The sequence below is a fragment of the Actinomyces acetigenes genome, assembly GCF_031296635.1.
In the GTDB taxonomy this organism is placed as follows: Bacteria; Actinomycetota; Actinomycetes; order Actinomycetales; family Actinomycetaceae; genus Actinomyces; species Actinomyces acetigenes.
Genome location: NZ_JASPFC010000066.1, coordinates 1 through 5078 on the forward strand (window position 1 = coordinate 1; position 5078 = coordinate 5078).

4 protein-coding genes are annotated in these 5078 nt (G+C 71.1%); all 4 read right to left on the reverse strand.

The window, feature by feature from the left end:
• Positions 1-683, reverse strand: a 683-nt coding sequence (locus tag RIV14_RS13290) for an ABC transporter ATP-binding protein (RefSeq protein ID WP_309325233.1), incomplete at its 3' end; no start/stop codon positions are given.
• A complete protein-coding gene (locus tag RIV14_RS13295; protein WP_075372973.1) occupies positions 680-1531 on the reverse strand; it encodes an ATP-binding cassette domain-containing protein in 852 nt (283 codons plus the stop codon). The genes RIV14_RS13290 and RIV14_RS13295, both read right to left, overlap by 4 nt.
• Before the next feature lie 80 nt (positions 1532-1611).
• Positions 1612-3498 carry a dihydroxy-acid dehydratase gene (ilvD, locus tag RIV14_RS13300; RefSeq protein ID WP_075372974.1) on the reverse strand — a complete coding sequence of 629 codons (1887 nt, stop codon included), beginning with the start codon at positions 3496-3498 and terminating at the stop codon, positions 1612-1614.
• 237 nt (positions 3499-3735) lie between these two features.
• Positions 3736-4248 carry a DUF2992 family protein gene (locus RIV14_RS13305; RefSeq protein ID WP_075372975.1) on the reverse strand — a complete coding sequence of 171 codons (513 nt, stop codon included), beginning with the start codon at positions 4246-4248 and terminating at the stop codon, positions 3736-3738.
• Between the last annotated feature and the right edge of the window lie 830 nt (positions 4249-5078).

Sequence of the window (5078 nt, forward strand, 5' to 3'; positions counted from 1 at the left end):
CCGGAGGCAGCCGGGGCGGGCTCAGCCTCACCACTCGCGCCGGCCTTGGCGTCGGGCTCCTCCTCGCTTGTGCCGGCTTCGGAGTCGGCCTCGATGGCGGCGAGCAGGTCGAGGGTCTGGCGGCGCAGGGCGGGGTCGAGCCCGGAGACCGGCTCGTCGAGCAGGAGGTAGCGCGGGGCCAGAGCCAGGGCCCGAGCGATGGAGACTCGCTGCGCCTGGCCGCCGGAGATCTCGTGGGGCCGGCTCTCCCAGATCTCGCGGCGAATGTCGAGCCTATCCAGCACCTGCCGAGCCCGCGCATCGGCGTCATCGCGATGACGCACTGCCCCCAGGGTGCGCAACGGGGTGCTCACCTGCGCCAGCACCGAGCGGCGCGGGTGGAGGGTGGCGGCGGCGTCCTGAGGCACGTACTGCACCGCCCGCCGGAAGGCCCGCAACGCTCGGGCGCCGCCTCGGCGCACGGGCTCGCCGTCGAGCAGGATCTCGCCGGCGTCTTCCGGTCCCGGGGAGTCGAGCAGCAGCAGGGCGCGCAGCAGCGTCGTCTTGCCGCATCCCGAGCGTCCGATGAGGGCCACGTTCTCCCCCGGCTCCAGGCGCAGGTCCACGCCGTGCAGCACCTCGCGCCGCTCGCCGCCCGCCCCCGGGTGGGAGCGCCTCAGGCCACGGGTCTCAAACCCGCTCATGCGGCGGCTCCCGCTGCGGCCAGGGCCCCGTCGATGGTCTCCTCGGCGCTGGCCTCGCACATGGCGGCCGTGACCGGGTGCTCGGGGCGGGTCAGGACGGAGCGGGTGTCCCCCGACTCGATGATGGTGCCGTCGTGGAGGACGACGATGTTCTCGCAGGTGGCGGCGGCGGGCAGGTCGTGGGTGATGAGGAGCAGGGCGGGGGCCTCGGGCAGGCTGGTCAGGGAGGTCAGGAGCCTGAGGATCTCGGCTCGAGCGACGACGTCGAGGGCGGTGGTGGGCTCGTCGGCGATGATGAGGACGGGTTCAGCGGCCAGGGCCAGGGCCAGGCTGATGCGTTGGCGCTGGCCTCCGGAGAGGCGCCCGGGGACACGGTCGGCGAAGGACTCGTCGAGCCCGACGGCGTAGAGGTAGTCGGTAGCGCGCCGGCGGGCCTCGTCCCGGGTGCGTCCGGCGGCCTGGGAGGCCAGGGCGATCTGGCGGCCGACCGCGATGAGCGGGTGCAGGGCGGTGGAGTGGTCCTGTGCGACCAGCGCGATGCGGCTGCCCCGGGGGCGGTGGGCGGCGGGCAGCCCCAGCAGGTTGACGCCGCCGGCCTCGCCTCCTGGGGCGGAGCTCGCGCGCGGGTCGCTGCCTGCGTCGGCGTCGTCGGGCTCAATGGTCAGGGAGCCGGCGACCTCCAGCGAGGCCGGGAGGGTGTCCGCGAGCGCGGCGCAGGTGAGGGACTTGCCCGCTCCGGAGGCGCCGACCAGGGCGGTCCGGCTTGCGGGGGCGAGGCGGAGGGAGACGCCGTTGACCAGTGTCGTGCCGCACGAGCGCACCACCAGCGATCTGAGAACGATTGTCACATGCAAACTCTAGGCGTGAGTGACAGCGATCTTCAATTTGCAGTTGGTCAACCCGGCCCGGCCCCTCCGGCCCTGTCGGGCTACTTGATCCCGAGGCGCTTGAGGTCGCGCACGGCGCCCAGGTCGGCGCTGGTGGCGAGCATCGCGTAGGCGCGCAGCGCCGCGGAGACCTTGCGGGGGCGGTCCACGTGCGGGGTCCAGGCGGCCTCGCCGCGGGCCTCCTCCTCGGTGCGGCGGCGCTCGATCTCCTCATCGCTCAGGCGCACGGAGATGGCGCGGCGCGGGATGTCAATGTCGATGATGTCGCCGCTGCGCACCAGGCCGATGAGCCCGCCGGCCGCGGCCTCCGGGGAGACGTGGCCGATGCTCAGCCCGGAGGTGCCCCCGGAGAAGCGCCCGTCGGTGAGCAGGGCGCACTCCTTGCCCAGGTGCATGGACTTGATGTAGGTGGTCGGGTAGAGCATCTCCTGCATGCCGGGGCCGCCGCGAGGTCCCTCGTGGCTGATGATGACGACGTCGCCGGCCTTCACCTGCTTGCCGAGGATCCCGGCCACGGCGTCCTCCTGGGACTCGAAGACGACGGCGGGCCCGGAGAAGGTCAGGATCGACTCGTCCACGCCGGCGGTCTTGACGATGCATCCCTTCTCGGCAATGTTGCCGAAGAGGACGGCCAGGCCGCCGTCGGCGGAGTAGGCGTGCTCGATGTCGCGGATGCAGCCGGCGGCGCGGTCGGTGTCGAGGGACTCCCAGCGGGAGGCCTGGGAGAACATCTCGGTGGTGCGCACGCCGGCGGGGGCGGCGAGGTAGCCGGTGCGGATCTCCTCGCTGACCTGGGAACCGGGGACGCCGTCGGGGCCGGGGCGGGCGATGTCGTAGGCGGCGAGCTCCTCGCCCAGGGTGGTGCGCAGGACGTTGGGGGTGGTGGTTTCCAGCAGTCCGCCGCGGTCGAGCTCGCCGAGGATGCCGAGGATGCCGCCGGCGCGGTGGACGTCCTCGATGTGGTAGAGGTGCGTTGACGGCGCGACCTTGACCAGGTGGGGGACCTTGCGCGAGAGGCGGTCGATGTCGGCCATGGTGAAGTCGACCTCGGCCTCCTGGGCGGCGGCCAGCAGGTGCAGGACGGTGTTGGTGGAGCCGCCCATGGCGATGTCCAGGCTCATGGCGTTCTCGAAGGCGGCCTTGGTGGCGATGGAGCGCGGCAGGACGGAGGCGTCGTCGTGCTCGTAGTAGGCCCGGGTGATCTCGACGATCTGGTGGCCGACGCGCTTGAAGAGCTCGCCGCGGTCGGCGTGGGTGGCCAGCAGGGTGCCGTTCATGGGCAGGGCCAGGCCAAGGGCCTCGGTGAGGCAGTTCATGGAGTTGGCGGTGAACATGCCCGAGCAGGAGCCGCAGGTGGGGCAGGCCAGGCGTTCGATGGCGTTGATGGTCTCGTCGGTGACGGTGGGGTCGGCGGCGTCCATCATGGCGTCGATGAGGTCGAGCTTGCGGGTGGTGCCGTCGGCGGCGGTCATCTTGCCCGACTCCATGGGGCCGCCGGAGATGAAGATGGTCGGGATGTTGAGGCGCATGGCGGCCATGAGCATGCCGGGGGTGATCTTGTCGCAGTTGGAGATGCATACGAGGGCGTCGGCGCAGTGGGCGCTGACCATGTACTCCACGGAGTCGGCGATGAGGTCGCGGCTGGGCAGGGAGTAGAGCATGCCGTCGTGGCCCATGGCGATGCCGTCGTCGACGGCGATGGTGTTGAACTCCTTGGCCAGGCCGCCGGCGGCCTCGATCTCGGTGGCCACGAGGCGCCCGACGTCGCGCAGGCCCACGTGCCCGGGGACGAACTGGGTGAAGGAGTTCGCGATGGCGATGATCGGTTTGCCGAAGTCGGAGTCCTTGACGCCGGTGGCACGCCACAGTGCACGGGCGCCCGCCATGTTGCGGCCGTGGGTGGAGGTGGCGCTGCGGTACTGCGGCATGAGTGGCTCCTTCTCGGGCAGACGGACTGGAACGGCGTCGCTAGGAGCCGGCCTCAGGGGGATGGCCAGCGCTTCACGACGCCGTGTTGCCATAGCGTAGCCCTCGTTGACTCCGGGCGCCGCTCCGCTTCCTGTCCCTGAGACGCGCCAAGGCCACTCGGCGCAGTCGCGGGCGGCCGTCCCACGCCCCTGGAGGGGCGCCCTCACCGCCGCGATTTGCGGAACAGCGAGCTTGCGTCATCGGCCGCGGTGACGGCGCTTGGCCCGCTGACGACGTCGAGCCCAGTCCTCATCCGCCTTCTGGCGACGACGTCGACTCCGGTCACGGGAGGCACGGGCCTCGGTCTCCTCACGGGCAGCGGCCAGGGCGGCCTGCGCGGCGGTGGATGGGCGCGTCCGGGCTGCCTCCTTGGCGGCCTGCCGGGCAGCGCGCTTGGGGTTGGGGCGACGAGCCGACGATGAACCCGCCGGCCGGGAGGCCGGTACCGCAGGAGACTCTGCGGCGCGGTCAATGAGCTCACCGCTGCGGGCCAGGAGGAAGTCGTAGAGCTCGACGTCGGTGGGCTCGGCCCCGAAGACGTGCCGCGCAGCCCGCACAGCGCCTACCTGATCATTCGAGTCAGCTCCACGACAGCGTTCGTGAAGCTCAAGAACACCGACCCAGAAGCGGCCATCGAAGTAGAGAGTGAACTGGGCCGAGATACTGGCGGGGACGCGGGCCTGGTTGTCCGAGGCGGGTATGTGCGACATGGGGAGGGCTCCTTCGGGTGCGAGTGATCGCACCCGGCGCAGCAGGAGTCCCCGTGACAACCGATAAGCGGCGTCCCCGGGGTGACGAACGCCTGGTTGTCGCTCGCCCACGACAAGGTCTGGGCGGATCCGGGGCCTGCGGCCCCGACGGCGTCATCCGGACTTCCTCCGGACCGTGCAGTTCGTGCTACCGGGTGTGGCGCGAGCGCGCCGCCCCCAGGTTATCGCAGCGATCGCAGCCCCGGGGTACCGTATACCGAGGCGCGTTCGCACTGTAGGGCACCAGGTCGTACCTTGGGGTGCTGTGCTGTCTCCTCACTTGTGAGACAACGAGTGTCATGGCTTCTGAGACACTCGCTCAGACAAGATTCCGGGATGGTGCTGGTCGTCCTGGGGGCGACGATAAGCCGAGGGAAGAGGCCTGACGGCTTGCCGGTATCCACAGCGCTGACATCACAGGCGCACCGGCGCCGCGCGCCGAAGAAGAACCGCAGGATTCCAACGATCCCCACGGGGTGCTTCGGCGGCAGGCTCGTTCATGTCAGCGCTGTGGACACCGGGCCGCGCGGGAGTGAGTCCGGGGTTCTTGGTGGCAGAGCCCGGCGCTGTCGCGGTGTGGAACCACCGCCACAGCTGCCTCCGACCCTGCGTCGTCTGCCGCACCCAGCCCCCGCCACCCGGGTCCCATCACACGTCACCAACGTCATGACCTCAAACATCGAGCTCTATCTGGCGCCCGCGCGAAGGCCCGGTGGTCATGGTTCAACGCCGACCCCGCCCGCACCGAGCCGGCTCCGCCCGAGTCGGTCTACTCCACGAGGGTCGGGATC